Genomic DNA, 24,471 nt, shown 5'->3' on the forward strand with positions numbered 1-24,471 from the left:
GGAGACCGCATGAACAGCTACCTGTACGAACTGATGCAGAACCTCACCGAAACCCTGCAGGCCCAGGCCGACGCCATCGACCGGCTGGTGGCCAGCAACAACCAGCTGCTGGAAGTCCTGCTGGACGAGGAGGGCGCCGAGGCCCCACCGAGTACCTATATGGACGGCTCACCCATCCACGAGCCCTCCTGATGCGCGCCGGCAGCCTGCGCCACCAGGTGGTGATCGAGGCGCCGCAGCAGGAGCAAGACCCGGATAGCGGCGCCATGGTCACCACCTGGGTGGAGTGGGCGCGGGTCTGGGCCGGCATCGAGCCGCTGTCCGCCCGCGACTTCATCGCCGCCCAGGTGGTGCAGAGCGAAGTCACCGCGCGCATCGTCATCCGTTATCGAGCGGGCCTCACCGCCGCCATGCGCATCAACTACGCCGGCCGCCTCTACACCATCCACGGCGTGCTGCCGGATGCCAGGAGCGGCCGCGAGTACCTCACCCTGCCCGTATCGGAGGGCGTGAACGATGGCTGATATCGAATTCACCCTGGAAGGCATCGACACCCTGCTGGGCAAGCTGGATGCCGTCAGCGACGACCTCAAGCAACGCAGCGGTCGCTACGCGTTGCGCCGTGCCGCCCGCCTGGTGGCCGAGGCCGCGCGCGACAACGCCCGCAAGCTGGACGACCCACAAACCCGACAGAACATCGTCGCCAACATCGCGGTGCGATGGGACAGACGCCGCAGCCGCAACGGTGACCTGGCTTTCCGGGTCGGTGTGCTCGGTGGCGCCAAGCAGACCCACAACTACCACACCCGGCGCGGGCGGCCCTCGCGGGAGTACTGGGTTGGCGGTGACAGCGGCAACCCGGGTGGCGACACCTTCTACTGGCGCTTTCTCGAATTCGGCACCCGGCATATCCGTGCTGAAGGCTTCATGCGGCGAGCGCTGGCCGAGAACATCGAAGCCGCAACCGGCGCCTTCATCAACGAGTACGAGAAGTCCATCGACCGCGCCATCAAGCGCGCGGCCAAACGCGCCGCCAGGAGCAACTGATGCACCCGCCCATCTTTCGCACCTGCGTGCGCAGCGCCGCGGTGGTGGCGCTGCTCGGCAGCAAGCCCACGCGGCTCTACCCATTCGGCGAGGCGCCGGAGAACGTCCAGCTTCCTTACGCCGTGTGGCAAATCATCGGGGGAGCACCGGAGCAGTTTCTCGCTGGCTCGCCGGACATCGACAGCTACGCCCTGCAGGTGGACGTGTACGCCACCAGCGCCGCCATCGCCCGCGCGGTGGGCCGTGCCCTGCGCGATGCCATCGAAACCGAAGCCTGCATCACCCGCTGGGGCGGGGAGATGCGCGAGCCAAACACCCGTGACTACCGCCTGAGCTTCGATCTCGACTGGTGGACACCCCGCAAGCCCTGACACCCGCAACAACGAGGAAAACCCATGTCCGTATTGTCCCAGGGCACCCAGCTCTACGTGCTGGTGCCCAGCCCCGCGGCGCCCGACAAACTCGAAGTGATGGAGTTGCAAGGCGTCACCGCCTTCAGCCCTGGCGGCAACCCAGCCGACCAGATCGAAACCACCACGCTGGACAAAAGCGTGCGCAGTTACATGCGCGGACTGCGAGCACCAGGGCAGGCCACGCTGACCATTTACGCCGACCCTCGCTGCGCGTCCCACGTGCGCCTGCATGCGCTGTCCGAGGACGACAGCATCGAGAGTCTCGCCTGGGCGGTGGGCTGGTCGGACGGCAAGGACATTGCCCCCAAGCTCAACGCCAAGGGCGACGACTTCGAGCTGCCCGACACCCGCACCTGGTTCGTGTTCGACGGGTACGTGAGTGATTTCCCGTTCGACTTCGCGGCCAACGCCATCGTGACCACCGCCGCCACCATCCAGCGCACTGGCGGCTCCGCCTGGATCAGAAAGAAGACCTAAGCCATGCCCTTGTCCCTCGAAAACCTCGCAAGCATGGGCGCCTTCACCGGCGCCCTGGTGGAGCGCGAAATCACCTGGCGGCAGGGCGCGGCCGAGCACCGCGTCACCGTCTACGTGCGGCCGCTGTCCTACCTCACCACCGTCACCGACCTGCGCGCCAGCCGCGACGACAGCGACCCGGTGGCCGCGCGCATCGCCGCCAGCATCTGCAACGCCGAAGGCAAGCCGGTGTTCACCGTGGGCGACATCACCGGGGACGCCAACCCCGAGCGCGGCCCGCTCAACGACCAGCTGGCGCTGGCCCTGCTGGTGGCCATCGGCGAAGTGAACCAGCTGGGAAAGACCAAACGCTCAGCGAGCTAGACGAGCTCTGGCACGAGCTGGTGCTCAACGGCATCGGTGGGCGAACCATAGTCGAAGCCCAGCAGCGGCTCAGCTACCGCGAGTTCCTCAGCTGGGCGCGCTTTCGCAACAAGCGCGGTTCCCTGCACCCCGGCATGCGCATCGAGCGCGGCACCGCGCTGCTGGCCTCCCTCCACGCCAACACCCATGGCAGGGGCGGCTACAGCCTCTATGACTTCATGCCTCACGAGCAGGCACCCGCGCTGACCCTGGAGCAGGCCATGGCCACCTGGGCCTGACCGCCCACAACCGGAGTGATTCATGGCGACCCGATCCCTCGGCCAACTGACCCTGGACCTGATCGCCCGCATCGGCGGCTTCACCGGGCCCATGGACCAGGCCGCGCGCAACGCCGAGAAAAACGCCAGGCGCATGCGCCAGTCCGCCAAGGGGGCGGCGGTGGCCTGGGGCGAACTCACCAAAATCGCCGCCGGTGTGGCGGCCGGATTCTCGGCGCTGTCGGTCATCCGCAGCGTGATCGACAACACCCGCGCCCTGGAGCAGGAACAGGCCCAGCTCGCCGCCGTGCTGCGCTCCACGGGGGAGGCGGCCGGTTTCAACCGCGCCCAGCTCAACGCCATGGCCGAGTCCCTGGCAGGTGTGAGCGTCTACAGCACCAACGAGATCAACCAGGCGCAGACCACCTTGCTCGCCTTCAGCGGCGTGGTGGGCAATGAGTTCACCCGTGCCATGCAGGCCAGCATGGACATGGCCACGCGCACCGGCATGTCCGTCAGCGCCGCTGCAGAGATGGTTGGGCGTGCGCTGGATGTGCCATCCCAGGGCCTCACCTCGCTGAGCCGCCAGGGCTTCCGCTTCAGTGCCGAGCAGAAGCGACTCGCCGAGCACCTGGAAGCCACCGGCCGCACCGCCGAGGCCCAGGCCATCGTGCTGGAGGCACTGGAAGAGTCCTACGCCGGCTCCGCACGTGCCGCCCGCGACACCTACGGCGGTGCGCTCAGTGCGTTGCGCAACACCCTCGACGGCCTGCTCACCGGCGATGAAGCAAGCATGGAGGCCGCGCGAGAGGCGGTGGAGCGCCTCAACGACGTGCTCTCCTCGGAAGACACCAAGGTCGCCTTTGCCGACTTCATCGCCGGCGTGGCGGATGTCGCCACCGAGGTGGCCACCGCGACCGCCCAGCTCGCCGAGTTCGTGCACTGGGTGCATGCCGCGGGCGTAGGCGCCAAGGCCGCGTTCGAGCTGGCCGGCAAATCTGCAGGTGCTGTGGCGGCCATCACCGAGACGGCCACCCAGGGCACCCACTGGTGGGAATACCTCAGCCTGCAGACCGCCCCGGCTGCCATCAGCCGGGGGCTGATCAGCAACTGGAAGCAGACCCGCGAAGTCATCGACGCCGCCGGCGAAGACCTTGCCGCCACCACCGAGCACTACGCTGCGCGGATCGACGAGATCCTCGAACGGCCGGTGGACGGCTCGGCGGTCGAGCAGCACACCCGGGTCATCGACGGGCTGCTGGGTGATGTTGCCAGCAGCGCAGGGGATGCCGCCGAGGCCTTAGCGGCCATGGACGAGCAAGCCCTGCGCGCGGCACAGCGGGCCTTCGAGGCCCTGCAGAAGCAGGTGGACGCCCTCAGCCTGCAGGCCCGTACCCTCGGCATGGCGGCGGATGAGGAGAAGCTCTACCGCCTCGCCGTCGAAGGCGCCACCGAAGCCCAGCTCGCCCAGGCCAAGGCGGCCCTGGAGCAGATCAGCGCCTTCGAGCAGCAGAAGAAGATTCAGGAGGACTACCGCCGCCTGGTGGGCGAACTGCTCACCGACGAGGAGAAGCTCACCGAGCAGGCCCGCGCGCGCCTGGCCGTGCTCGATGCCATGCGCGACATCAGCGCCGAGGAGCGCGAGCAGCAGGCCGGCCGCATTGCCGCCGCCGTGGTCACCGATGCGCCCAGCTTCGGCGGCCTGGCCCCGGAGGTGGGCGGCCCCATGGGCGAACTGGACAAGCTCGACCAGGCCGAGCAGGAGCTGGAGCGCTGGTACGCCACCCAGCTCGACATGCTGGAGCAGTTCCGCGCCGAGCGTGCCGACATGACCGAGCAGTGGGATGCCCAGGAACAGGCCGTGAAAGCCCAGCATGAGGCGCGGCTGGACGAGATCGAGCAGGCCCGCCAGCGGGCGCGCATGGCGTCGGGGGAAGCCTTCTTCGGCGGCATGGCCGGGCTGGCCAAGGCCTTCTTCGGTGAGCAGTCCTCGCTCTACAAGGCCATGTTCGCCGTCGAGAAGGGCTACGCCATGGCCAAGGCCATGATCAACGTGCCCAAGGCCTACTCCGAGGCCTATGCCGCCGTGGTCGGCATCCCCGTAGTAGGGCCGGTGATGGCGCCGGTGGCGGGTGCGGCCGCAGCCGTCGCGCAGATGGCCCAGGCCTCCAGCATCGGCTCCATCAACCTCGCCGGCATGGCCCACTCAGGGCTCGACGAGATCCCGCGCGAGGGCACCTGGCTGCTGGACCGTGGCGAGCGGGTGGTAGACGCCCGCACCAACGCCGACCTCAAGGACTTTCTCGCCAGCCGCCAGGCCATCGACAGGCCCGCCGGCGCCCCGGTCGTGCAGGTGACCGTGAACGTGGACAGCGACGGCAACTCCAGCACCGAGGCCACGGCACCACAGGAGTACGAACGCATGGGCCAGCAATTGGGGCAACTGGTGGACGAGGCGGTACGCCGCGCCATCCAGCAGGAGCAACGCCAGGGTGGGCTGCTCGACCCGACACGGGAGCGACGCTGATGGAAACCTTCGACTTTCCCGTTCTGGTCGGCGCCAGCGGCGAGGTGCGCCAGGCGGTGCTGGAGAACCGCTTCGGCGACGGCTACGTACAACGCATCGGCGTCGGCCTCAACAACCAGTCGCAGCAGTGGTCGGTCTCCGTCACCGGCACCTTCGGGCAGCGCAATGACATCGCCCCGGTACGGGCCTTCCTCGACCGCCACCAGGGCTGGCGCAGCTTCCTCTGGACGCCCCCTGGCGGCGAACAGGGGCTGTACATCGCCAACGGCTACCGCACCCGCGCGCAAGGCAACGGCGTGTTCACCCTGAGCTGGACCTTCGAGCAATCCTTTCACCCCTGAGGCAGAGCATGAGCATCGAACCCATCGACCTGGGCCTGGCCCCGGACGGTGAAAAAGGCGACAACGCCCGCGAAGCATTCGACAAGGTCAACCGCAACCTGCAGGCGCTCGAGGACGGCAAGCAGGCCAAGGCGCAGAACCTCACTGCCCTGGCGGAGCTGCAGGGCGCGGTGGACCGCCTTCCGTACTTCACGGGTGCCGGCGCACTCAGCCTGGCCGTGTTGACCCAGGCCGCGCGGGATTTTCTCGCTGCCCCCAGTGCTGCACAGCGGCAGCAGGCGCTCGGGCTGGGCAGTGCGTCCCTCCACGCGATACTCGATGGCAGCGAGGATCGCACGCGTGGGCGGGTCATACGGTCCGGCGATGCGGGCATCGCCGGCTACTTCGACATGCGCGGGACGGTCTATGAAACCGGCACGCCGGCCGATGTCGCCGGCCATGGCTTTCAGGTCGGCTTTTCCCAGGGCGCCAATATCGGCGTTCCCGGAGGCTACTGGCAGATGAGCCCCTACGGGGTACTGACGGTAGTGGCTCCGCTGCCGGGGATCACAAGCAACCCTGCCATCGGCGCGACGCATCAGCGCATCTACAGCTCCTATGACCGGACCTTCGTGCAGTTCGCCATCAACTCCAAGACCTGGTCTGGCTGGATGGAGACGATGCACTCGGGCAGCTACGCGCGTATCGCCAGTGACATCGCCGTTACTTTCAAGGCACGGCAGACCTTCGAAGCCAGCAGCGCCAACAGGCTCGATTATTTCTGCGCGGAGTTCATCACGTCTGCCGGCACCACCAACGCGGGGAGGGTGTTGTTCAGCCAGAGATCCACCTATGGGCTGGCTCTGGCCATGAACGGCTCGGGTAGTGAGTCGGCATCTGCCACCTTCCAGTGGGTTCGTTGCAGAGATGGGGCGCTGCAATCCAGCCCGCTCACCTTCACCTACAGCGGCAACGTCCTGGCCCAGGGCTACGTGCGCCTGGGAGCGGATGCGCCGGCCATCAAGCAACGCAAGCTGACCGGTACGACGCCCGGCAAGGCCGGCACGGCCGTGGTCATTGCCCATGGCTTGCCCGTGGCGAAGATCCTGGCCGTGGAGGTGCTCATCGAATACCTGCCCAACCAGCTCATCCCGGCCCTGACCGCAGGCGCCGCTCCCGGCATGGCCGGCTTCCAGATCGAGTGGTACGTGCTGTCGAACGGTATCCAGCTGGTGGCCACCGCCGATGGGTCGGATGAGGTGCTGTCCAAGCCCGTCCGCATCCTGGTCACCTACGAGGAGTAACCGTGTTCAGCGCCGATATCCAGCGCCTGCAACCAGGCAACCAGGTGCGCCTGTTCGAAGTGGATTGCACGCCGATGGGGGGCGAGGTCCTGCGCTTCCATGGCCATGCAATCGCGTTGCACCCGGACCGCCTAGAGGCTGACGAGAACGTACTTTTTGCCGGCTCTCTGCTATGGAAAGCCGGAGACCAATCCAAGCTAGCCGGCAGTGGCCGCTCGGTACTCAGTGGGCTCATGCACGCAGTGACCATCATCTGGCAGGGCGAGACCTACAAGGCCATCAGCATCGACGCCCAGGGTTTCGACCTGCGCGGGGAAGGGCGCCAGGCTGCGCCCACGCTCAGCATCGGCAACCTCATCGACGGCGTGCAGGGCGCGGTATCGGCCTTGTGCCTGGCGCTGCGGGATCTTGCCGGCGCCAAGGTCATCTACCGCGAAACCTTCGTTCACTACCTCGATGCGGCCAACTTCGAAGGCGGCAATCCGGAGGCAGCCCACCAGGAGCGCATCAGCATCTGGTACATCGAACAGAAGGTGGATGAAGACGAGCAGCGCGTGCAGTTCGAACTCTCCGCACCGACGGACCTCCAGGGCATCCGCCTGCCGCTGCAGCAGATCACCAGCCGCTGCCGCTGGGCGCATATGGGCCAGTACCGTGGCGAGGCCTGCAACTACCTGGGCACGGCGCTCTTCACCAAGCGCAACGAGCCCACCGACAACCCCGCCCTGGACCTCTGCCGGGGCGACTGGCGCGCCTGCAAGCTGCGGCGCAACACCGCCCGCTTCGGCGGCGCACTGGCCTCCAGCCTGCTGCACAGTTCGAGGTAGCCATGATCATCAACAAGCACCTGCGTGCCGCCATCCGCGAGCATGCCGAACGCGAGCACCCGCGCGAAGCCTGCGGTCTGCTCATCCGCGGCGCTGAGCGGCGCGAATACGTGCCTTGCGGGAACATCGCCCGTACCCCCAGCGAGCACTTCATCATCGACCCGGCCGACTGGGCCCAGGCCGAAGACCGGGGCAGGGTGCTCGCCATCATCCACAGCCACCCCGACGCAACCGCCGCCGCCAGCATGGTCGACCGCGTGGCCTGCGAGCTTCATGGCCTGCCCTGGGGCATCGTCAGTTGGCCGGGTGGGGACATGGAGTGGATTCAGCCCAGCGGCTATAGCGCGCCGCTGCTCGGCCGCGACTTCGGCCACGGCATGCTCGACTGCTGGGCCGCCTGCCGCGACTGGTATGCCCGCGAGGCCGGCATCCAGCTTCCCGACTTCCAGCGTCCCGACCTCTGGTGGGAAGACCCGCACAGCCCCAGCTTCTACGAAGACAACTATGCCGCCTGCGGCTTCGAGCGGGTCGAGCAGCCCCGGCGCGGTGACCTGCTGGTGCTGCAGATCCCCAGTCCGGGACGCCCCTGCCATCACCCCAACCACGGCGCCATCTACCTGGGCGACGACCCCAGCTTCAGCAGCGAGCCGGCCCCGCCGCTGGGCGGTACCGGCCCCTTCATTTTCCACCACTTGTACGGCAGCGCCTCGCGCCGCGACGTGTTCGGCCACTCCATGGGCCAGCGCGTGCGGCTCATCCTGCGGCACAAGGAGTACCCGGCATGATGCGCACCATCCGGCTCTACGGCGTGCTGCGCCAACGCTTCGGCCGCGAGTACCGACTCGATGTCATCAGCCCCGCAGACGCCATCCAGGCGCTGTGCCTGATGCTCCCAGGCTTCGAGCGCTTCCTCGCCACCGCCGAAGAACGCGGCCTGGTGTTCGCCGTCTTCGCCGGCAAACGCAACCTGGGCGAGCACGACCTCAGCCTGCAGGGCGCAGACGAAACCGACATCCGCATCGCGCCCATAGTCGCCGGCAGCAAACGCGGCGGGCTGTTTCAGGTGATCGTTGGTGTGGTGCTGATCGTCGCCGGGGTGTTCACCGGCGGTACCAGCTCAGCGGCGGGCATGGCCATGCTCGGCGCAGGCGCCGGGCTCGCCATTGGCGGTGTCATGCAAATGCTTTCACCCACCCAGGGGCAGGTCAGGGCACGGGAGGAGGAGGGCAACGCCGCCAGCTACGGCTTCGGCGGCGCTGTCAGCACCATCGCCCAAGGCAACCCATGGCCCCGGCTCTATGGGGAGCGGGAGATTGGCGGGGCAGTGGGGAGTGCGGGGGTTTATGCGCAGGATCAGGTTTAAGTCTGAAAAACGAAGCCCCGCAGCATGCGGGGCTTCGTCCTTCCAGAATTATTAGCCTCCACGGTACAGGGCTAGTGTTTAACATCAACTGGCATCATGTGCTTTTTCCAGTCGTCGATTGGCGTCAATTCCAAATGGTAGCTAGAGGTTCCCGCGTAAGGGCGAGCGGGAAGATGTCGGCTCACTACGAAAATCGAGTCGTCGTTGAAGGAGTCGCTGAACCCTATCACTTGATTTCTCCCCCAGATACCAGGGGTGATTGCGCCATGACCAGCTGTTCTAGGGTCCTTAGTCCAAATTTTAAGCTCTTGCGCCCAGCTCGCGACTTCATGTGCTTTTTGAAATTGCTTTTTGCGTTGCTCTTCTTCGTGAAAATAGAGCTGGCTAGATCTCTCTGTGATTTGAACATCAAGAGGGGCGGATCCTAAGTCAGCTTGGCGAATGTACTGTTCAAGCGCCTTCGTTACGATCTGGTTCTTTGAAAGCCCGCTATCCATTGATAGGAAATCTAGGATCTCCTCAAGCTGCTGGCTGAGTCTTACAGATAGCATGTTTACCTCCTTGGTGTGTTTGCATGCTTAATGAATACATTGTAATCATAATGACTGAGTGTCAAGTTTGCAGAGGTTATTTTTCAGCCCGCCCCGTGCGGGCTTTTTCATGCCCGCAGGAAACCCATGACCGCACTCCACGCACCCGCCACTGGCGCCAAGGGCGGCAAGAAAAAGCAGCGCCAACCCTCCATCGTCCGCGACAGTACACCTTCGACGGCGGTCGCCAAGCTGCTCTACATCTACAGCTGGGGCGAGATAGTCGGGCCGGTGGATGGCCTGCGTTCGGTGATGATCGACGGCACGCCCGTGATGGCCGAGGACGGCAACCTCAACTACCCGGATGTGAAGTGGCAGTTCCGCCCCGGCGCCCTGCATCAGGAGCCGCTGGAGGGCTTCCCCGAGGTCAACAACGAGCTGGGCGTGGGAGTCGAGCTGCGCTCAGGTACTCCCTGGGTGCGGGCGATCACCACGCCTGAGCTGAGTGCAATCCGTTTGCGCCTTTCCTGGCCGCACCTGCAGAGCCAGGACAGCGCCGGCAACATCAATGGCTGGCGCATCGCTTATGCCGTGGACGTAGCCACCGATGGCGGCCCCTTCATCACGAAGCTGGAGAGCGAGGTCAGCCGCAAGAACACCACCAAATACGAGCGCAGCCACCGCATCGACCTCCCCGCAGGCAGCCGCTGGACAGTGCGCGTGCGGCGCCTGACCGACAACCAGTTCAGCTCGCTGATTTCCGACTCCATGTACGTCGAATCCATCACCGAGGTGATCGACGCGGACATGACCTATCCGCTCACCGCCGTCGGTGCCATCGAGTTCGACGCCGTGCAGTTCGGCGGGCGCACGCCCAAGGTTTCCGTCCTCATGCGGGGTGCGATGATCCAGGTGCCCGCCAACTACGATCCCGAGCTGCGTCTGTATTCCACCAGCGGCCCAGGCACCTCCGGCGGGGTGTGGGACGGCACCTTCAAGGTCGCCTACACCAACAACCCGGCATGGATCTGGTACGACCTGGTCACCAACCCCTACCTCGGCCTCGGCCAGCGCATCACGGCGGACATGGTCAACCGCTGGGCGCTCTACCGCATCGCCCAGTACTGCGACCAGCTGGTGCCGGACGGGCAGGGCGGCATGGAGCCGCGTTTCACCTGCAACCTCTACCTGCAGCAACAGGCCGAGGCGCATGTGGTGCTGCAGGACATCGCCGCCATCTTCCGGGGCATGTGCTACTGGGACGGCCAGCAGATGGTCGCCACCGCCGACATGCCGCAAGACCCGGTCTACAGCTACAGCCGCGCGAGCATCAAGGGGCCGATCAAGTACACCGGCACCCGCTGGCGCGACCGCCGCTCCCTCGCCCTGGTCAGCTGGGACAACCCCGCCAACGGCTTCGAAACCGAGCAGGAACCGGTGTGGGACGAGGAGGCCATGGCCGACTACGGCCTGCGTGAGCTGCGCATGGGCGTTGTGGGGTGCACCAGCCTCGGCCAGGCCCAGCGTGCCGGTGACTGGGCGCTGAAGACCGAGAAGCTGCAGACGCGCCCGGTAACCTTCAGCGTCGGCCTGGACGGCCATATCCCGCGCCCCGGACAGGTCATCACCCTCAGTGACGAGCTGCTCGCCGGCCGCGCCAACGGCGGGCGCATCCGGGCCGCCTCCGGCCGCATCATCACCCTCGATCGCGAGGTGGAAGTGCCCGCCGGCTCGCGCCTGCTGTGCAACCTGCCCAGCGGCCGCAGCGAGGCGCGTGAGGTGCGCTTCGCCAATGGCAAGCAGCTCACGCTGGCCGCGCCCTATAGCGAGCGGCCACAGCCCGAAGCCGTGTGGGTGCTGGATGCCGGCGACCTCGCCGCCATGCAGTTCTACATCTACAACGTTACGCGCCCTGACTGGGGCAGCTTCAAGATCGAGGGCATCCAGTACGAGCCCGGCAAATTCGAGCTGATCGACCACGGCGCGGTGATCGAAGAGCGCCCCATCAGCATCATCCCGCCCAGCGTGCAGGCGCCGCCCGGCAAGGTGGAAATCAGCCAGCACCTGGCGGTGGACCAGGGCCTGTCCATCACCACCATGACCATCGCCTGGAGCGCCGCGCCCAACGCCGTGGCCTACCAGGTGGAGTGGAAGTGGAACGACCGCGACTGGGTGCGCGTGCCGGATACCGGCGAGCTGTTCATCGACGTGCCCGGCATCTACGCCGGGCAGTACCTAGCGCGGGTCAGGGCGGTCAACGCCCTGGGCGCTGCGTCCCTGCCGGCCAGCAGCATGCTCACCCACCTCGAAGGCAAGAAGGGCGCTCCGCCGGTGCCGAGCTTTCTCGCCACCGACAGCCTGTTGTTCGGCATTGGCCTGCGCTGGGGCTTCCCCGAGGGCACGGCCGATACCCAATACACCGAGCTGCAGCGGAACACCTCACCCACCGAAGAGCGTGCCCAGCACCTGGGCAACTACGCCTACCCGCAGCGCGCCCACTCGCTCACCAGCCTGGCCGCTGGAGCCGAGCTCTGGTTCCGCGCACGGCTGGTGGACCGTGCCGGCAACATCGGTGCCTGGACGGAGTGGGTGAGGGGACAGGCCAGCAGCGATGCCGGCCCCATCCTCGACTACCTGGGTGAGCAGATCTCCGAGACCCAGCTCGCCAAAGGACTGCTGGAGCGCATCGAACTGGTGGATGGCCCCGCCAGCAAGCCCGGCAGCGTAGCAGCGCGGGTGAAGTCCGAGAGCGATGCGCGCATCAGTGCCGATAGCGCCCTGGGCAAGCGTATCGACTCGCTTGCCGCCACCTCCCAGCAAGCGGCTGCACTGGTTCAGGGGGAAGCGACCGCTCGCGCGGACGCGGATGCCGCCCTCGGTCGCCGGGTCGACTCGGTGAGCGCGACTGCCCAGCAGGCCTCAGCCGCGGTGCAGGCCGAAGCCAAGGCCCGTGCCGATGCCGATGGCGCCCTGGGCCGCCGTGTCGACACCATCCAGGCGGTGGCCAACAACGCCTCGGCCAGCGTGCAGCAGGTCAGCCAGGCGCAGGTGCGCACGGATGGCCGGCTCTCGGCGATGCACACCATCAAGACCGAAGTTGCCCGCAACGGCCAGACCTACATGGCAGGCATCGGCATCGGGGTGGAGAACACCCCAGGCGGCATGATCAGCCAGGTCCTCATCTCTGCCAGCCGCTTCGCCATCATCGATCCCAACTCCGGTGCCACTGTGTATCCCTTCGTGGTGGAGAACGGGCAGATCTTCATCAACGAAGCCTTCATCGGAAAGCTGGATGTACGCGAGGCGCTGCTGGAGGCAACGCTGGAATCGAAGGCTCGGCTGCCAGACGGTTCACCGGTACTGAGCCTCAACTTCAAAACGGGCGAGGTGCGCTTCGGCAGCGCCATCCCAGGGGGAGGGCGTATGACGCTCAACAACCGATTGCTGGAGATCTTCGACGCAGCCGGTACACGTCGCATCCGGCTTGGACTGTGGGGGTAAGGCATGCGCGCAGGGTTGCAGATCTGGGACGCCTCGGGCCGCCAACTGCTGGATACGGACGACCGCACCGGGCTTGTGCTGGGCTTCGTGGATACGGGCGGTGTGAGCGGGAGCAGGACGGTCCAAGGCCCACCGGGCCAGGTGTTCTTCTTCAGTCTGCCCCGTGGCTCCATCCAGCGCGGCGGCAAGACGGCGCGCGTGGTGGTCGAGAACCGGACCATCTCCTGGTCCTACATAGTTGGCAGGGGCGAGTACGCCGTGCCCGTACGCATCATCTACGGGGTGCGCTGAATGCTTGCGGGAATCGAGATCGTCAATGACTGGGGCACTACCCAGATCACCGAGGCCTACGCCAACTTCGTGTTCATCGGCAAGTACCAGGTGCCCCTCAGCAGCTACGTCGGATACTTCAGCATCCGCGCCACCAACCCGATTCTGGCCTTCCGAGGCGCTCGAGCCTGCGTCACGGCGTTCACCTTGAACGGCGACATGCATCACTTCACCTTGCGCGGTGTGGATAGCGGCATCACGGTCTATGTGTTCGATAGCCCTCCATCTGCTATGCCCAAGGCGCGAGAGGGGCTGCAGGTGTTCAAGGCGGACGGCAGTCTCGGATACGACTCCAGCTTCCCCTACATGAAGATCCTGCAGATTTCGCCCGTGCCCGCGCCGCTCCCTATAGACCGCTTCAAGCCTTACGACCATCGCGAGATCCAAGCTCCTGCAGGGCGCACCTGTGCTGTCTTCATCGGTTACCACCGTATGGGCGAATACCACATTCCCTTCACTGAGGTGCTCTACCTGAAGGATGCGGTTGGCATCATCGGGCAGACGGCAAGCATCGGCGCGCTGCCGTGGGGTAACCAAGGTGGGAACAACACGGGGAGCAGCGGGGTGCGCTACGACATCAACCCGCCGCCGGCGATTGTGTTTGTGGACGTAGAAGGGCTTTAGAACCGAGGCTTGGATAAAACACGAAACCCGACGAACGGTAGCTTTTTAGCCCATTGCATGTTCGAGAGAGTGACATAGCGTGGGTATCGCAATTCAATTACGAGTGAGCGATACCTAATGAAACTACGTGTTAACCCCCACCCTTGGCGCAGTCGTCCTCTACCTTCTGGTCAATGGCTTCGACGTTCATATCTCGTTTCGACCAACTCAAGGTGCAGTAGCGTTGCTTGCGCACACGACGAAGCTCTAGCCCGTGCGGTGTGAGGCAAGCGAGCGGTCTGCCGAATATGATTCAGCCTTGCGTCGTCTCGTGAGGCCGCATCATCGGCGGGTTCAGTCGCGTATCCAGCCCGAACCTCTCCTGGCACACCACCTCATACAGCCCCTTCGCCAACAGCGGGTTGATCAACAGGTTCCAGCTGTGGCGCGAAACGGAGGAGGGGATCAGCACAAAAGGGTGCTTCGCCAGTAGCTCATCACCAAAGCGTTGCTGGCCGCCGCTTGGGATGCCGGGCACCAGCCAGTTCGAATTCGGAACGCTGTCCCCATCCACCCGGTGGATTGCGGAAGGTTCTGTTATCCGAGCACCGGTCAGGACGTGTGGCACGGTATCCAGTGCTTTGAAACCCTTGTGCACGGCGACCTCAAGAATCGCCGTTGCCGGGTCCAGGCTGCTGTAAACCGCTTTCACTCCCTTTGAGTTCCAGCGGCCGCCGACCAGCTCGGCTCCGATCCCGCTGTCCCAGGTACCTGCGTGCTGTGCAGCGTCCAATCGCCAGAAGTGAATCTCACCGCTCCCTGGTGTCGTGATCACTGATAGACCCCGTGTTCCAGGCGAGTGAGGAACTCATCCACCAGCTCGAACCCGATCGGGTTGGTAAGCAGGTCAACCGGCTTGTGGCCGTCCAACCCCATCACCGGCTGCGACATCCAGCGTTCGGCCTCGTCGCTGCTACCGAATACCAGCGTTGCTTTCTCCAACACTTGGGCGAAGCGCACAGCTCGGGCGCTTTGGTCAGGATTCAGAGGCTCATCCGGGTTCTTCAGCCGGCGGTGCAGGGTGCGCTCAGACAGGCCGAAGATCTTGATGAGTATTTGCTCGTCCTTCAGCAGCGAGACCGAAGACACGAAGGTGATCACGTCCGAAAGCGGGATGCCTTTCTCGGTCAGCTTGTAGATGGAAACGCGGTCATCGAAGCGAGCACGGCCCCGGAGCAGGATTTCCGAAGTGCTGTCCTTGCCATGCTTCAGCGACTTGGGGGCACGTTTGCCCTGCGGCTCGGCGGATGCGGTAGTGCTCATATTGCAAGCTCCTGTTTTGACACATGGCTATCAGTGTACTGCCAAATGGCGAGGAGTGGGGCGAAATGGTTCACCCCGCCTTTGCAGATGCCAGGTCACGTCTAGGTCGGCTCTTGATCCACCTTTGCATAGACCGTTGATACCATGAGCGATTAGCTCAATCTTCGGTAACCCATTTGAGAAGCTCAGGATGGAGCTTCATCAGTGAGCCTTGCTGTCTATAGATGACATTTTCACAGAATTTTATTTCAGCAAGCTGAGCTTCATCGATCACTACATCTCGATAATCACCTGGGCGCGCCTTGAGCAGGTTCTCGCGGCGATCGAGAAGATTGTTTTCGATATTAACGAATCTCTCCATGCAATAAAGACCAGTGTCATCCGTAAGCAAGGTGGCTAAGGCGATTTTGGTAACTGCTTTGACGGTTTCGGCGTTAAGCTGGTTTCTGTTTGTGCCACTACCAGTGGTGGGGTTGCCTCCCGATTGGCCGGTAGCAGCAACTGTTTCTGCCGCCTTGATTTTTTCACTAAGTTCTTGAGCTTGTTTCTTTAATTCTTCAATTTTTTTCTTCTCATCATCGCCTAAGTTCTGGCCATCAGCTTTTGGTCCTCCATTCTTTTCAATTTTTTGCTGCTCTTGTTCGAGTTTCTTAAGTTCGGACTTGTCTGCTTTCGATGCTAGTGTGCTCTCAGATTCTCCCTTTGATGACAGTATCACTGGCTGGACAGTGCTTGGGTCGGTTAGCTGTTCTATGGCCGACATGGCCATTTGATATCGGTGAAGTCGAGATTTGTAAAAATTGAACTGCCCATCATCAACGGTGTCATTCATTCTATCTACGCATAGGCTATATATTTGATCCCGGGAGAACTGAATGTTTCTTGAGCGGACGCCTATGTAGGCCGCCGATGTCTGGGCCGCAGCAGCAATTGCGGCTTGTGCTTGGTCTGACAGATCAGTCTTACCCGCCAATTCTATTGCGTAAGCAGTCATCACATCCGCTTGTGGGCTTGGGCAAACAGTCCCGTTTCTACTTAATATTTCTCGTTGTTTGGAATCAATTAAGGCTGATTTGCTAGTTGGTTCGTTTTCGTCAAACACGTGTGTCCTGTATATGCTGTCCCAGTTAGCGCAGCCTGAAATAACTAAAGATGCAAAAATTATTGGTGAGCTTGCTTTTAGCATGTTGACCTCCATGTCTCCAATTGATAGTTGTTTTGGACGCTTGTGTGTTCGTTAGGGAGCCTTTTGATTGCAGTTGGTACTGCTGGCTACCTGCTTGCACAGAGGATGGTTCATAGCATTCTGATGTCAAGTCGATCTAGAGTATCGCTTCATGCGGAGAGCAAGTGGCGATGCACATTTAGAGGGTGTCGTAGGTGTGCTGTTGCTTATTTAAGACTACCCATGCCTCCTGATTTATCTGTTCTCTTTACCTTCTTCATTCGGGCCAGGTTCTTCGGGGCTGAATGTCTGATCGGATTGAGGAGGGCTTCGTGTGTGTAATGTTTGTGAAACAGCCGATCCTCGGATGGCGAGACTGCTATTTGATAAAGGAGAGTGGATTGGCTCGGACTACGTAGTGTCCGTAATTTTCCGCCAGACCGGAGAGGCTTATGCAACTAACTACTGAGCATCTGCTGCAAATCCTCCCCAACGCCCGCCATGCCGCGGGCGTTTTTGTTTCTCATCTCAACGCAACCGCCGAGCGCTGGCAGATCAACACGCCCCAGCGGCTGGCCGCCTTCCTCGCCCAGGTTGGCCACGAGTCTGGCCACCTGCGTTTCACCCGCGAGATCTGGGGGCCGACGCCGGCCCAGGAGCGCTATGACGTGCGGGTTGATCTGGGCAATACGCCGGAGCGGGATGGCGACGGCAAGAAGTACCGGGGCAGGGGGCTGATTCAGATAACCGGGGCAGCCAACTACCTGCGCTGCAGCCTGGCGCTGTTCGGTGACAAGCGCTTGCTGGCCGAGCCCGAGCTGCTGGAGCAACCCGAGCACGCTGCGCAGTCGGCGGGCTGGTTCTGGTGGGATGCCGGGCTCAACGAGCTGGCGGACCGGGACGAGTTCACCCGCATCACCCGCCGCATCAACGGCGGCCTCAATGGTCTGGAGGATCGCCAGCGAATCTGGCGACGCGCCCGCGAGGTGTTGATGGCGAAGGAGGGCGCATGAGGCTGTTCAGCCCATGCGTAGTCGTCGCCCTTTTGCTGGTGCTGCTCTCCGGCTGGGCCGGCTGGCAGGCCCAGGGCTACCGACTCGGTGAGCGACATGCACTTGACTTGGCCGGCCGGGACAAGCTGCACGCCAACGCCCTCGACGAAATCGCTCGCGCGGCTGAAGCCAGCAAAAGGGCAGAGCAGGGCAAGCGTCTTGCCTTGGAGCAGCAGCTGCAGAGCCAAGATGCCCTTCATCACGGGAGACTCATCCATGCCCAGCAAGAAGCTGCTCGCCTGCGTGACCGCATTGCTACTGCTGACTTGCGGCTGTCAGTCCTACTCGACGCAAGCTCTGCCGGCAGCAACTGTGGAGTGCCTGCCTCCACCACCGCCGGCAGCCTGGTTCATGCAGCCCCGCGAGCCGAACTTGACCCAGCGCATGCTCAACGAATTCTCGCCATCGTCGGTGACGGCGACCAAGGACTGATAGCTCTGGAAGCTTGCCAGATGTACGTAATGCAGATATCTGGGCAGCGATAGCCCCATTGGATTGGTAGGCCAAGTACACGACTTCGGCACCCGCCAGACATTATCCATACCGCGGTAGCACACATACCCGCCACGCAGCTGCGCGTTAATTGTGAATGTGAGTTCTTTCCCCACAGCAGCCAGTGCTTTTGTCGTGTCGTCACTCGGTTCCTCCCGCCTTTGGATCGGCAGCTGTCTTTTGCCTACGAACTAGCTTTTCAAAGCCAAATGCAAGCAGCCTGAATGACGTTATTTCGTCCTCTCAAGCAGGCCACTGCATGGCTTCTTTAATCACAAGCAGGGAAGAATCATGAACGTGAAGATAAGAGCACTTATATTTTTCGTACTGTCGGCAATTTCATTCAATGCATTGGCATTGACCATCACTCCTACCAATCTGGCATTTAGCGCAAAGGGTGTGCTGGTCATAAAGGCGGGGCTGCTGCCAGCCGTGACGTGCAATGTGGAGTTCATCGGCGTGACCAATAGCAACAACACCGCAACGATCAATTCGGTCAGCGTAACGGGAAGCGGATTGTGTGCATCCGTCACTGCATCGGGACTACCATGGACCTGGACGGCTACGAGCCTCACCAATGCCACGATCTCAGGGGTCAAGTTCTCAGTTGCAGGCACCACCTGCAGCAGCAGCCCTGTGACGTTGAACGCCGTTTGGTTGAATGCGGCGAACACGCTGATCATCAACCCTAACCAGCCTGTCGGCAGCTGCGTAATCCAGACCTTGAGCCTAACGCCCAATCCCCCGTTGGTAGTCGTGCCCGTTCCCTGAACCAGGAATGAGAAAGGCGCCTCTCGGCGCCTTTCTCAATACTCCAACCGGGCCTTGCCCTTCTCCGCCACCAGGTGGTCGAGCTTCACCGCCCCCTCCGCGGCTATCTGCTCCACCTGCTGGATCAGGCTCGGGTTGCGGTCCAGCAGCGTCAGCAGCACCCACAGGGCACGAGGCGGCTCCACCTCCGCTCGCTCGTAGCGCGAGAAGGCGTTGTGCCCGCCGCCGGCGATGGCCACCATCTGCTTTTGCGTCCGATTCAGGCGCTTGCGCATGCGCTTCATTTCTTCTGCCACCGCCTGGCGCGCGTCCTCGATCAGCTCATCGCCCGCTTTGGCATAGCGCAGGGCGCTGTCCGTATCGAACTCCACCTCATCACACTCGCTGCATGCCCAACCGGCCAGGCCGGGCACCCTGCGTTTCAGGTCCTGGTAGCTGACCTCGAGGGCGCGCCCCTCGAAGCGCGCCATGCCCTGTGGTGCACCGCAGCACAGGCATTCACGTTTCATCTTCATGTCCGCTCCTTGAAGGAGATCACCGGCGGCCCCTCGGGGCGGCAGGTCACCTTCACATACAGCTCGATTCCGCAATCCGTGGTGGGGTGGTACACGTCCTGCCACAGCCGGCTATCGGCATAGGTGGTCATCGATTTGTAGAACACCCGGCGGCTCAGCCCCTGGACGATCGCCAGCATCTCCGCACTGGTCAGCCCCAGCGCCCTGCCGCCATCCAGCGCGGAGCGCGTGAAAGCCGCCACCCCGAGCCGCGCCACATCGACCTTGACCGCCTCCAGGTCGTAGTGAGGCTTGCGCTTTTCCATCCAACCCTCGACTCGATAAAAATTACCCTTAAAGGGTAATTTCATCAACCTGGATTGGCTGTCGGCTGGAAGTAGGAGAAGGCAGCGAGCGGATGTAGGCACCCATTCCAGCGACACGGCGGCATCTCTATACTGCTGGCCGCCCCACTCGGGCTATCCACCGCATCAAGGACGAACGATGGTTGTCTTCTACTGGCTGGTAATGGGCTACGTGATTGCGCCCGTCTTGCTGGGTCTGCTCTGCCGCACACTGATCAGACACCACCTCGTGCCAGATCTCATCAACCGTGTACCTGCTCGTGTCAGAGCCCTAGACGCCAAGGTACTGCTCGCCGGGGGGATCGTCTTCTTCCTGGGCGTGATGGGCATCATGGTCGGGCACAAGGCCAGCGGGGGCGATGCTCCTTTCTGGCTACTGATAATCGCGCCGCTGGCAATGTACGTGTGCACGGCGCGCCTGTTCTACCTTCGTTTCCAAACGCTCATCGTCAAATACTCGGCCACCCGAATAGCCAAACTGCTTTTCGCGCTGCTGGTATTCATCGCTGTATGGCTGTCCAACGTCTACACCGATAGCGTTTTCCTCAACTACACACGCATTGCCCCATCCGACCTTCCTGCAGCCAAGACTGGAGTGCTGGCTATCGTGACGGTCTTTGTGTGGGTCACGTTGATCAGCCTGCTAACACTGGTTCCCTACTTTTTGATGGCGGTTACCATGTGGGTAATGGCGCCCAAGAAAGTGTCCGCCGAAGCGGTGTTGTGCTTGAGCCCCAGCACGCACCAGACTCCACAGCCCCCTCCACTTTCTGTCACTCTCATCCTTTTCGCCGGCCTGGCCTTCAGCAGCGTCAGCCCCCTTAACCTGGTGGACTACACAAGCAGAAACCCGGCTTTCGAGCCATTCGTACGCAAGCTCATTGTGTTCGCCTCGTTTCACTTGAAAGACAGCCAATGTGCCGGCGATCAACCCACAGGCAGCGTATTTGCCCCTCTCGGTTACGAGCGACTGGCGATCGCAATTCCTGACGAAGAAAAGGGATACCTGTTCAAGACTTTCAAGTGCCCAAACGGCGATGCGGCAAAGGTCCGCGAGAGGAAGCCGAAGGTCACCGTACCCTTGGAGTTTGATCAGCAAGCGCTGTAGTGCTTAATCGACTTAAATGCGGCTGGCTCACTCTAATAGCTCTCCTGAGCCATGAGTTGCTGCACGATGCGAAGGGCGCACTAGGGCTCTTGCTTTACTGAGCGCCACGGCCTGCTAGGCACACCAGATGTGCGACAAATGAAGTTCCTATCTGCGCATATTAAAAAATCTTGTCGCGCCAGACCTCACTCCACGTCGTGATCGACCTGCTCCTGTTCAGCCCTTGTATGAAGGCGACGCGTGGGCTGGTGCTGCTCATCACCGCCTCGGTGGTGGAGATATTTTTGGTGGCGAATTTTCCGTACGGAGCTGCCAGCTGTAGATATGCGTTTTCTGCTTCCTCTGCATTCGCCCAGAAGAAGCGCCCACCGCCTTCCTGTCTGATCTGCTTGCCGGCCCGCTGCCAGTTTTCCTGTGTGTAGTAGTGGTTGAATCTGAAGCGCAGCCTGAGGTTTTTCTCCTCGATCTTCATCTTTGCAAACGCGCGCGGAATGGTGTCGCTGATGCAATGCTTGCAGGGACTCCAGTTACCGTAGAGCACGATCTTTGCGTTCGCGGGTATCTCCGCGTATCCCCACCATACATCCAGCTGGTGAAGCAGCATGTCTTCCACGTGCACCAGTGTGCCGCTCCCATACGTGTGCTCAGAAGAGCGAATCTTTCCCTCCACCTCAACCATGAGCTTGGAGCTCATGTTGTTGTCGAAGGCGTACATGCTGTGAAAGTGCTGAGCCCGCGCTGATAAGTCGCCCATGTGAATCTCCCTCTCTAACTGTTCATCCCAGACTTCTTGCTTCGCACCGCTATCGTTCCGTCAGCACCGGCCACCGATCATGTATCCAGGCAAACTCCTCGGGCGGATCGGTGGTCACCACATACACCCGCCGATCCTCACCCTCGCCAATCACCACGCACTCCAGGGCCTGGCCCTCAGGCACATCGAACCAGTGTGACGGCCGATTCTTCTCTCCTTTCTGACCTTCCTTCTCCATGAAGCGCTGCACCAGGCCGAAGGCGCGGCGGGGCTGGTACTTCGCCCAGCCGCCGGCCTGCACGGTGCTGAGCCGGGCCCAGCCGCCCTGGGGGCCAGTGCCGGGCTGGCCTTCGCGGCGGCCCCAGCCGATCCAGTCGATCTGGCTGCCGCCATCGAGCTGCACCGGAATCGCTGCTTTGGGGTTAGGGAAGTAGATCTTCCACACCTTGTCCGCCTCTCTGGCTTCAACGCCGCCGCACATACGCGCCTCCGGTTTCGGGTGTCAGGTTTCAGCGTAGGACAGGCTCACGGCCTTCCTCCCGTCGGCTGACGGATTGACCGATTAGGGAACCTGAAAAATACTGTATCTATATCCAGTATTCGCGAGTGTGTGAGATGTCGCTTTCGATCCTTGCCCGGGGCCAGCGCCTGCGGGAACGTCTGCTAGCCGAGGCCGCTGATCTACGCATCACCGGCTTCCAATCCCCTGCCGAAGACGAGAAGGAGGAGGGGCTTTCCCTCGACCGGCTCACCGGTCTGGGAGCGCCGCACATCTGGGGCGTGCGGGTACTGGATGGCACGCTGGAGGGCTTCGGCGTGTTCCAGGGCGACCGCCTCATCGTCAACCGCGCGGCCAGCCATGTGGATGACCGGCTCGTGGTGGTGGACCTGGGCGGGGAGGGTTACCGGGTGCGCCTGGTGGTGAAGGACATGTTCGGCGGCCGCTGGCTGCGCGCCGCCGAGACGCACGTCCATGACATCCAGCTCGACGGCGACGAGCCCATCGAGATCTGGGGCGTGGTGACCTGGGTGGTCAGCCACGTGGCCCCATGAGCGGCCAGCGGATCTTCGCCCTCATCGACTGCAACTCCTTCTATTGCAGCTGCGAACGCATCGGCCAGCCGGAGCTCAAGCGCCGGCCGGTGGTGGTGCTCTCCAACAACGACGGCTGCGTTATCGCCCGTTCCGCCGAGGCCAAGGAGCTGGGCATCGCCATGGGCGCACCCTTCTACCAGGTGCGCGAGCAGATGCGCCGCAGCGGCGTGGTGGCGCGCTCGAGCAACTACACGCTGTACGCCGACATCAGCAACCGGGTGATGCGGGTGATGGCCGAGATGCTGCCCGGCATCGAGGTCTACTCCATAGACGAAGCCTGGGGCGACATGACTGGCATCGCCGACCTCGAGGCGCACGGCCGCGCCATCCGTCAGCGCCTGGCACGCGAAATCGGCATGCCCGTGGGCATTGGCATCAGCACCACCAAGACCCTGGCCAAGCTCGCCAACTGGGCGGCGAAGAAGTGGAAGGCCACCGGCGGCGTGCTCGACCTCACCGACCCGGCCCGCCAGGAGCGGCTGCTGCGCCTTGCCCCCATCAGCGAGGTATGGGGCATCGGCCACCGCTCGGCGGCGAAGCTGGCCGCGCTGCGCATCAACAGCGCCTGGGAGCTGGCGAACTTTGACATCGGTACCCTGCGCAAGACCTTCGGCGTCACCATGGAGCGCACCGCGCGCGAGCTGCTCGGCGTGAGCTGCATCGGTTTCAATCAAGGCCCGCCGCCGAAGGAGGCCATCTGCAGCAGCAAGATGTTCGGCGTGCGGCAGACCGAGCTAGCGCCGATCCGCGAAGCCCTGGCCGCCTATGTGAGCCGCGCCGCCGAGAAGCTGCGCAGCCAGGGCTCGCTATGCCAGACCATCCAGGTAGGCCTGCAGACGCAACTCGCTGAAAGGGAAGGGCCGCGCTTCTGTGAGGCGATCACCCTGGCGTTGCCCGCGCCCACCAACGACACGCGGGAGATCCTCGCGCTCGCGCAACGCGGGCTCCGTGAGATCTACCGACCCGGGTACCGCTTCTCGAAGTGCTCCATCCTGCTGATGGACCTGTGCCAGCCCGGGGAGGTGACGCCGGACTTGTTCGCCCCCACGCAACGCCGAGGCGCTGAACGCCTGATGGAGGTGGTGGACCAGATCAACCAGCGGGAGGGGCGGGGCACGGTACATATTGGGCGGGTGTCGATGGTGCGGACTTGGGAGATGAGGAGAGAGATGCTGAGTCCGAGATATACAACGAGATGGGAAGATGTGATCGGAGTTCGGGGATAAGATTAGTTGGTATTCTATCTGACAGTAAGGCAGTCTTGATTTATGTGTTAGAAGACAAAGCCCCCTCAGGGGCTTTGTTGTTAAGGTAGGTTTTTGTTGGAGTGATGAATGTGTGGTTATTAATATAGCAGTTCATCAGATTTTGGATGTGACATGAGAATAAATAGACACAGCATGTCCAAGCCCACCTCGTCAGAGTATTTATAGTCACTCCCGGGAGGTGTGTTCGGTGATTTTATAAATTCGTCAGTTTCTGGGTCCATGATGAAGCTATAGTAAGGGGGTAGCGGAGACCATCTAATGGTCTTGTGGTAAATGGGGCCATCTACTCCCTCTAGAATCCATTTTGCTCCATCGAAGCCTGTTTTTCCGTGCTCGGTTGGTAGCTTCCAGAAATTTGAACCTAACTCGAAGGTTTGAAGGTTATTAATTTGGTTCTCTGTAAGAAATATTTTTTCTTCATTGCTTCTGTTGCTCATTGTTTTGCCTTTTTTTATTGTTAGGCTTGGCTTTTCATCTCCATTTCTTACTATGAGTGTGAAGGTGGTGTTGCTCTCTTTTTCGCCTTTTGACAACGTAAATCTAAATGCCTTGTAGTCTGTGGTGTCTTTTTTTGCATAAGATCTAAGTTCAATTTCCTCTGGCGTCTTTGATTTGCTTGAGCTGGTATCACTTGCCTGGGATAAATTGACTAATATCGCTTGTGTCAAAAAAAGATAGAAGGCTAGTAAGGGTTTTTTTCTCATTGTCTATTGTCCTGGCAT

31 protein-coding genes are annotated in these 24,471 nt (G+C 62.3%); 21 read left to right on the top strand and 10 right to left on the bottom strand.

What is annotated here, in order from left to right:
* Positions 1-9: 9 nt before the first annotated feature.
* Genes PHLH3_RS12770 through PHLH3_RS12830 form a run of 13 tightly spaced genes read left to right on the top strand, consistent with a single transcriptional unit; the run spans position 10 to position 8,898 of the window.
* Positions 10-192, top strand: a complete 183-nt coding sequence (locus PHLH3_RS12770; protein ID WP_213629636.1) for a hypothetical protein — start codon at positions 10-12, stop codon at positions 190-192.
* Complete coding sequence (locus PHLH3_RS12775; protein WP_213629638.1) at positions 192-524, top strand: phage head closure protein; 333 nt, start codon at positions 192-194, stop codon at positions 522-524. Before PHLH3_RS12770 ends, PHLH3_RS12775 begins: the two co-directional genes overlap by 1 nt.
* Positions 517-1,047 carry an HK97-gp10 family putative phage morphogenesis protein gene (locus tag PHLH3_RS12780; RefSeq protein WP_213629640.1) on the top strand — a complete coding sequence of 177 codons (531 nt, stop codon included), beginning with the start codon at positions 517-519 and terminating at the stop codon, positions 1,045-1,047. Before PHLH3_RS12775 ends, PHLH3_RS12780 begins: the two co-directional genes overlap by 8 nt.
* Complete coding sequence (locus PHLH3_RS12785) at positions 1,047-1,418, top strand: DUF3168 domain-containing protein (RefSeq protein WP_184490320.1); 372 nt, start codon at positions 1,047-1,049, stop codon at positions 1,416-1,418. The genes PHLH3_RS12780 and PHLH3_RS12785 overlap by 1 nt, the downstream gene beginning before the upstream one ends.
* A 24-nt stretch (positions 1,419-1,442) precedes the next feature.
* Positions 1,443-1,937, top strand: coding sequence for a phage tail tube protein (locus PHLH3_RS12790; RefSeq protein WP_213629642.1), 495 nt, complete (start codon positions 1,443-1,445; stop codon positions 1,935-1,937).
* Between the two features lie 3 nt (positions 1,938-1,940).
* Positions 1,941-2,300, top strand: coding sequence for a phage tail assembly chaperone family protein, TAC (locus tag PHLH3_RS12795; protein WP_213629644.1), 360 nt, complete (start codon positions 1,941-1,943; stop codon positions 2,298-2,300).
* 20 nt (positions 2,301-2,320) lie between these two features.
* Positions 2,321-2,578: a hypothetical protein gene (locus PHLH3_RS12800; protein ID WP_213629646.1), complete on the top strand. Its 258-nt coding sequence runs from the start codon at positions 2,321-2,323 to the stop codon at positions 2,576-2,578.
* A gap of 22 nt (positions 2,579-2,600) precedes the next feature.
* On the top strand, positions 2,601-5,084 hold the full coding sequence (locus PHLH3_RS12805) for a phage tail length tape measure family protein (protein ID WP_213629648.1): 2,484 nt from the start codon (positions 2,601-2,603) through the stop codon (positions 5,082-5,084).
* A complete protein-coding gene (locus PHLH3_RS12810) occupies positions 5,081-5,425 on the top strand; it encodes a phage tail protein (protein ID WP_213630530.1) in 345 nt (114 codons plus the stop codon). Before PHLH3_RS12805 ends, PHLH3_RS12810 begins: the two co-directional genes overlap by 4 nt.
* Positions 5,426-5,433: 8 nt before the next feature.
* On the top strand, positions 5,434-6,708 hold the full coding sequence (locus tag PHLH3_RS12815) for a hypothetical protein (RefSeq protein WP_213629649.1): 1,275 nt from the start codon (positions 5,434-5,436) through the stop codon (positions 6,706-6,708).
* Positions 6,709-6,710: 2 nt separating this feature from the next.
* Positions 6,711-7,535: a phage minor tail protein L gene (locus PHLH3_RS12820; RefSeq protein WP_244863028.1), complete on the top strand. Its 825-nt coding sequence runs from the start codon at positions 6,711-6,713 to the stop codon at positions 7,533-7,535.
* Positions 7,536-7,537: 2 nt separating this feature from the next.
* Positions 7,538-8,320: a C40 family peptidase gene (locus tag PHLH3_RS12825; RefSeq protein ID WP_213629651.1), complete on the top strand. Its 783-nt coding sequence runs from the start codon at positions 7,538-7,540 to the stop codon at positions 8,318-8,320.
* Positions 8,320-8,898 carry a tail assembly protein gene (locus PHLH3_RS12830; RefSeq protein ID WP_213630535.1) on the top strand — a complete coding sequence of 193 codons (579 nt, stop codon included), beginning with the start codon at positions 8,320-8,322 and terminating at the stop codon, positions 8,896-8,898. The genes PHLH3_RS12825 and PHLH3_RS12830 overlap by 1 nt, the downstream gene beginning before the upstream one ends.
* Positions 8,899-8,969: 71 nt before the next feature.
* Here PHLH3_RS12830 and PHLH3_RS12835 read toward each other — a convergent pair whose 3' ends face one another.
* Complete coding sequence (locus PHLH3_RS12835) at positions 8,970-9,449, bottom strand: CopG family transcriptional regulator (protein ID WP_213629653.1); 480 nt, start codon at positions 9,447-9,449, stop codon at positions 8,970-8,972.
* Between the two features lie 126 nt (positions 9,450-9,575).
* Here PHLH3_RS12835 and PHLH3_RS12840 point away from each other — a divergent pair, with 126 nt between their 5' ends.
* From PHLH3_RS12840 to PHLH3_RS12850, 3 genes are read left to right on the top strand one after another with little or no spacing between them, the layout of a single operon-like run.
* Positions 9,576-12,929 (top strand): host specificity protein J, encoded by a 3,354-nt coding sequence (locus PHLH3_RS12840; protein WP_213629655.1) that lies wholly within the window; start codon positions 9,576-9,578, stop codon positions 12,927-12,929.
* Positions 12,930-12,932: 3 nt separating this feature from the next.
* Positions 12,933-13,220, top strand: a complete 288-nt coding sequence (locus PHLH3_RS12845; RefSeq protein WP_213629657.1) for a hypothetical protein — start codon at positions 12,933-12,935, stop codon at positions 13,218-13,220.
* The gene (locus PHLH3_RS12850) at positions 13,221-13,883 is read left to right on the top strand and encodes a hypothetical protein (RefSeq protein ID WP_213629659.1); all 663 of its coding nucleotides are present in this window, start codon (positions 13,221-13,223) and stop codon (positions 13,881-13,883) included.
* Positions 13,884-14,175: 292 nt separating this feature from the next.
* On the opposite strand, the gene PHLH3_RS12855 is transcribed toward PHLH3_RS12850, so the two are convergent.
* The 3 genes from PHLH3_RS12855 to PHLH3_RS12865 all read right to left on the bottom strand — a co-directional run bounded on the left by PHLH3_RS12855 (position 14,176) and on the right by PHLH3_RS12865 (position 16,371).
* On the bottom strand, positions 14,176-14,697 hold the full coding sequence (locus tag PHLH3_RS12855) for an RES domain-containing protein (protein WP_213629660.1): 522 nt from the start codon (positions 14,695-14,697) through the stop codon (positions 14,176-14,178).
* Complete coding sequence (locus PHLH3_RS12860; protein WP_213629662.1) at positions 14,694-15,185, bottom strand: antitoxin Xre/MbcA/ParS toxin-binding domain-containing protein; 492 nt, start codon at positions 15,183-15,185, stop codon at positions 14,694-14,696. Before PHLH3_RS12860 ends, PHLH3_RS12855 begins: the two co-directional genes overlap by 4 nt.
* Before the next feature lie 157 nt (positions 15,186-15,342).
* On the bottom strand, positions 15,343-16,371 hold the full coding sequence (locus PHLH3_RS12865) for a hypothetical protein (protein WP_213629665.1): 1,029 nt from the start codon (positions 16,369-16,371) through the stop codon (positions 15,343-15,345).
* Between the two features lie 431 nt (positions 16,372-16,802).
* Between PHLH3_RS12865 and PHLH3_RS12870 the strand changes: the two genes are divergently transcribed.
* Positions 16,803-17,363 carry a glycoside hydrolase family 19 protein gene (locus PHLH3_RS12870; protein ID WP_213629667.1) on the top strand — a complete coding sequence of 187 codons (561 nt, stop codon included), beginning with the start codon at positions 16,803-16,805 and terminating at the stop codon, positions 17,361-17,363.
* Positions 17,360-17,887 carry a lysis system i-spanin subunit Rz gene (locus PHLH3_RS12875; protein ID WP_213629669.1) on the top strand — a complete coding sequence of 176 codons (528 nt, stop codon included), beginning with the start codon at positions 17,360-17,362 and terminating at the stop codon, positions 17,885-17,887. Before PHLH3_RS12870 ends, PHLH3_RS12875 begins: the two co-directional genes overlap by 4 nt.
* Positions 17,888-18,166: 279 nt before the next feature.
* Here PHLH3_RS12875 and PHLH3_RS12880 read toward each other — a convergent pair whose 3' ends face one another.
* From PHLH3_RS12880 to PHLH3_RS12890, 3 genes are all read right to left on the bottom strand, one after another.
* Positions 18,167-18,577, bottom strand: a complete 411-nt coding sequence (locus PHLH3_RS12880; RefSeq protein WP_213629671.1) for a hypothetical protein — start codon at positions 18,575-18,577, stop codon at positions 18,167-18,169.
* 123 nt (positions 18,578-18,700) lie between these two features.
* The gene (locus PHLH3_RS12885; protein ID WP_213629673.1) at positions 18,701-19,180 is read right to left on the bottom strand and encodes a type II TA system antitoxin MqsA family protein; all 480 of its coding nucleotides are present in this window, start codon (positions 19,178-19,180) and stop codon (positions 18,701-18,703) included.
* The gene (locus PHLH3_RS12890; RefSeq protein WP_213629675.1) at positions 19,177-19,485 is read right to left on the bottom strand and encodes a type II toxin-antitoxin system MqsR family toxin; all 309 of its coding nucleotides are present in this window, start codon (positions 19,483-19,485) and stop codon (positions 19,177-19,179) included. The genes PHLH3_RS12885 and PHLH3_RS12890 overlap by 4 nt, the downstream gene beginning before the upstream one ends.
* Before the next feature lie 178 nt (positions 19,486-19,663).
* Between PHLH3_RS12890 and PHLH3_RS12895 the strand changes: the two genes are divergently transcribed.
* Positions 19,664-20,632, top strand: coding sequence for a hypothetical protein (locus PHLH3_RS12895; RefSeq protein WP_213629676.1), 969 nt, complete (start codon positions 19,664-19,666; stop codon positions 20,630-20,632).
* Positions 20,633-20,792: 160 nt separating this feature from the next.
* Here PHLH3_RS12895 and PHLH3_RS12900 read toward each other — a convergent pair whose 3' ends face one another.
* Both PHLH3_RS12900 and PHLH3_RS12905 read right to left on the bottom strand, forming a co-directional pair.
* On the bottom strand, positions 20,793-21,386 hold the full coding sequence (locus PHLH3_RS12900) for a hypothetical protein (protein ID WP_213629678.1): 594 nt from the start codon (positions 21,384-21,386) through the stop codon (positions 20,793-20,795).
* Positions 21,387-21,435: 49 nt separating this feature from the next.
* Positions 21,436-21,867 carry a hypothetical protein gene (locus PHLH3_RS12905; RefSeq protein ID WP_213629680.1) on the bottom strand — a complete coding sequence of 144 codons (432 nt, stop codon included), beginning with the start codon at positions 21,865-21,867 and terminating at the stop codon, positions 21,436-21,438.
* Between the two features lie 134 nt (positions 21,868-22,001).
* Here PHLH3_RS12905 and PHLH3_RS12910 point away from each other — a divergent pair, with 134 nt between their 5' ends.
* Positions 22,002-22,439: a S24 family peptidase gene (locus PHLH3_RS12910; RefSeq protein WP_213629682.1), complete on the top strand. Its 438-nt coding sequence runs from the start codon at positions 22,002-22,004 to the stop codon at positions 22,437-22,439.
* Positions 22,436-23,707, top strand: a complete 1,272-nt coding sequence (gene umuC / locus PHLH3_RS12915) for a translesion error-prone DNA polymerase V subunit UmuC (RefSeq protein WP_213629684.1) — start codon at positions 22,436-22,438, stop codon at positions 23,705-23,707. Before PHLH3_RS12910 ends, umuC begins: the two co-directional genes overlap by 4 nt.
* A gap of 119 nt (positions 23,708-23,826) precedes the next feature.
* Here umuC and PHLH3_RS12920 read toward each other — a convergent pair whose 3' ends face one another.
* Positions 23,827-24,453: a hypothetical protein gene (locus tag PHLH3_RS12920; RefSeq protein WP_213629686.1), complete on the bottom strand. Its 627-nt coding sequence runs from the start codon at positions 24,451-24,453 to the stop codon at positions 23,827-23,829.
* Between the last annotated feature and the right edge of the window lie 18 nt (positions 24,454-24,471).

Origin of the sequence: Pseudomonas sp. Pc102 (assembly GCF_018408275.1) — a bacterium.
Classification (GTDB): domain Bacteria; phylum Pseudomonadota; class Gammaproteobacteria; order Pseudomonadales; family Pseudomonadaceae; genus Metapseudomonas; species Metapseudomonas tohonis.

Coding starts and splice junctions, on each gene's coding strand:
- PHLH3_RS12770 (WP_213629636.1), top strand. CDS start 10: ATGAACAGCTACCTGTACGAACTGATGCAGAACCTCACCGAAACCCTG.
- PHLH3_RS12775 (WP_213629638.1), top strand. CDS start 192: ATGCGCGCCGGCAGCCTGCGCCACCAGGTGGTGATCGAGGCGCCGCAG.
- PHLH3_RS12780 (WP_213629640.1), top strand. CDS start 517: ATGGCTGATATCGAATTCACCCTGGAAGGCATCGACACCCTGCTGGGC.
- PHLH3_RS12785 (WP_184490320.1), top strand. CDS start 1,047: ATGCACCCGCCCATCTTTCGCACCTGCGTGCGCAGCGCCGCGGTGGTG.
- PHLH3_RS12790 (WP_213629642.1), top strand. CDS start 1,443: ATGTCCGTATTGTCCCAGGGCACCCAGCTCTACGTGCTGGTGCCCAGC.
- PHLH3_RS12795 (WP_213629644.1), top strand. CDS start 1,941: ATGCCCTTGTCCCTCGAAAACCTCGCAAGCATGGGCGCCTTCACCGGC.
- PHLH3_RS12805 (WP_213629648.1), top strand. CDS start 2,601: ATGGCGACCCGATCCCTCGGCCAACTGACCCTGGACCTGATCGCCCGC.
- PHLH3_RS12815 (WP_213629649.1), top strand. CDS start 5,434: ATGAGCATCGAACCCATCGACCTGGGCCTGGCCCCGGACGGTGAAAAA.
- PHLH3_RS12825 (WP_213629651.1), top strand. CDS start 7,538: ATGATCATCAACAAGCACCTGCGTGCCGCCATCCGCGAGCATGCCGAA.
- PHLH3_RS12830 (WP_213630535.1), top strand. CDS start 8,320: ATGCGCACCATCCGGCTCTACGGCGTGCTGCGCCAACGCTTCGGCCGC.
- PHLH3_RS12835 (WP_213629653.1), bottom strand. CDS start 9,449: ATGCTATCTGTAAGACTCAGCCAGCAGCTTGAGGAGATCCTAGATTTC.
- PHLH3_RS12840 (WP_213629655.1), top strand. CDS start 9,576: ATGACCGCACTCCACGCACCCGCCACTGGCGCCAAGGGCGGCAAGAAA.
- PHLH3_RS12845 (WP_213629657.1), top strand. CDS start 12,933: ATGCGCGCAGGGTTGCAGATCTGGGACGCCTCGGGCCGCCAACTGCTG.
- PHLH3_RS12850 (WP_213629659.1), top strand. CDS start 13,221: ATGCTTGCGGGAATCGAGATCGTCAATGACTGGGGCACTACCCAGATC.
- PHLH3_RS12860 (WP_213629662.1), bottom strand. CDS start 15,185: ATGAGCACTACCGCATCCGCCGAGCCGCAGGGCAAACGTGCCCCCAAG.
- PHLH3_RS12865 (WP_213629665.1), bottom strand. CDS start 16,371: ATGCTAAAAGCAAGCTCACCAATAATTTTTGCATCTTTAGTTATTTCA.
- PHLH3_RS12870 (WP_213629667.1), top strand. CDS start 16,803: ATGCAACTAACTACTGAGCATCTGCTGCAAATCCTCCCCAACGCCCGC.
- PHLH3_RS12875 (WP_213629669.1), top strand. CDS start 17,360: ATGAGGCTGTTCAGCCCATGCGTAGTCGTCGCCCTTTTGCTGGTGCTG.
- PHLH3_RS12880 (WP_213629671.1), bottom strand. CDS start 18,577: ATGATCAGCGTGTTCGCCGCATTCAACCAAACGGCGTTCAACGTCACA.
- PHLH3_RS12885 (WP_213629673.1), bottom strand. CDS start 19,180: ATGAAGATGAAACGTGAATGCCTGTGCTGCGGTGCACCACAGGGCATG.
- PHLH3_RS12890 (WP_213629675.1), bottom strand. CDS start 19,485: ATGGAAAAGCGCAAGCCTCACTACGACCTGGAGGCGGTCAAGGTCGAT.
- PHLH3_RS12895 (WP_213629676.1), top strand. CDS start 19,664: ATGGTTGTCTTCTACTGGCTGGTAATGGGCTACGTGATTGCGCCCGTC.
- PHLH3_RS12900 (WP_213629678.1), bottom strand. CDS start 21,386: ATGGGCGACTTATCAGCGCGGGCTCAGCACTTTCACAGCATGTACGCC.
- PHLH3_RS12905 (WP_213629680.1), bottom strand. CDS start 21,867: ATGTGCGGCGGCGTTGAAGCCAGAGAGGCGGACAAGGTGTGGAAGATC.
- PHLH3_RS12910 (WP_213629682.1), top strand. CDS start 22,002: ATGTCGCTTTCGATCCTTGCCCGGGGCCAGCGCCTGCGGGAACGTCTG.
- umuC (WP_213629684.1), top strand. CDS start 22,436: ATGAGCGGCCAGCGGATCTTCGCCCTCATCGACTGCAACTCCTTCTAT.
- PHLH3_RS12920 (WP_213629686.1), bottom strand. CDS start 24,453: ATGAGAAAAAAACCCTTACTAGCCTTCTATCTTTTTTTGACACAAGCG.